This window comes from Bartonella sp. AA74HLJMH, from assembly GCF_042197045.1.
Taxonomy (GTDB): Bacteria; Pseudomonadota; Alphaproteobacteria; order Rhizobiales; family Rhizobiaceae; genus Bartonella.
This window is the reverse complement of sequence record NZ_JBHIRJ010000082.1, coordinates 1-1,669: the sequence shown is the minus strand read 5'-3', so window position 1 is coordinate 1,669 and position 1,669 is coordinate 1. Positions and strand designations below refer to the sequence as shown.

Here is a 1,669-nt window from a genome sequence, read left to right as displayed (position 1 = left end):
TATGCCATTTAGTCACTGGATAACAACCAGACAAATATTGCCAAACATAACCGCAACCATCCTCACAACCGATATGCGAAATCATCCGTCTATTGTTTGTATCAACATGTCCTCCAGACGTCTTAGGAGAAGGCGCTTGATTGCCGACAATACTGGTTGCTTGATTACTTCCATACATGCATGGCGAAAACTCATCACTCGTCAAAAATCTCTTATTAACAGACCAAAAATCAAAGGCATGATTCGCATAGCTACGATTGCTCGTAATCGGAACACTATATGCCGACTTTGCATTTACACCTGTCCCTGATTGAAGATAAATATCAACCCAAATATTATGCCACGGATTGTAAACCATCCCTTCTGGACTACTACGTGGGCGGTGATTTAAACACCAAACAGACTTGGGCAAAACATCCCCCGCTTGATAACCCGATAAGAGATGACCTTCAATCTCACCAACATCCGCACATAGCGTATGAAATCCACCGATCTTTTCAGAATTATCCTTTGTATAGCCATCAGGAGCCGTCGGATTTTGCGAAAGCTCAAAGGATAGCTCATTCGTCTGATCTTTTAAGATGAGATATATATAATAATCCTTTCCTGCTTCAAGATCTTCGTCAAAAGTCATCCTTCCACGCCCTGGAATGCGGTAAAAGAGGTACCTACCCCCATTCTCTTCACCATGATAAAAGCGAAAACATGCCCCGTCATTGATCACAAGACCTTTTCTATTTTTCGGATCGGCTTCCAGAATTCTGTCAGGTTGATGAAAACGCACATTCTCTAAAAAATTAGTGGAAAGAGAACCTACCTTACTTTGAAGTTCAGAAAGACTGTCACTGTTCCTCTGTGCCTTCTCTTGAACTTCTGTCAATGCACTCTTCGCTTCTTCCGCTAACACTTTTGCCTCAGAGGCGGCTGTATTCGCAGAATTTGTCGTTGCTGTCACCGTGTCTAATGAACTCTTGACCTCTCTAAGCCCTTGCTTCGTCGTATCAGCTTCTTCTTTTGCTTGCTCCGCAACACTCTTCGCTTCTTCTGCTGTCGACTTCGCAGTCTCGGCTACTTCCTTGGCTTCTTTTGATAAACTTTTTGCACTCAAAGCGGTTTGGCTTGCTTGATCACTCGTGGATTTTGCTTCATTGGCTATTGTTTCTAAGCCTTCTGCTTTAGATTTTGCATCGCTAGCCTCTCTTAGTGCTTGATCTACTTTCTCTGTTACACTCTCTGCTGCACTTTTCGCCGATTCCGCCAAACCCTTCGCTTCTGAAGCTGTTTGCGAGGCTTGTTCCACTCCTGTTTGCGCCGATTCGGCAACTATCTTAACAGTTGCAACAGATGCCTTGACTTCAGCACAAGCATTCTTGGATTGTTCTGAAAGAGCTTTTGCCTCTTCTGCCATTTGCTTGGCGGCATCTGATGCACTCTTGGATTCTTCTGCTAATCCCTTGGCTGTATCCGCTGTATCTTTTGCAAGATTAGCGGTTGTCGTAGCTGCTGTAACCGCTTCACCCGTTTTCGTCACCTCTGTAAGCGCTTGATCAGAAACCCTTTTCGCCTCTTCTGCAACCTGTTGCGCACTATTTGCACGCGCCATGGCTTTTTCCGACTCTTGTCTTGCATTAACAACCTGCTCTAACGGCGCAAAGGTTTCATACGAATA

Annotated in this window: 1 protein-coding gene; it reads right to left on the bottom strand. The window is 44.5% G+C overall.

The annotated features are described in order from the left end of the window. The coding region (locus tag ACFINH_RS09760; protein WP_375632970.1) for an alanine-zipper protein at nucleotides 1–1,669 on the bottom strand (1,669 nt) is incomplete at both ends.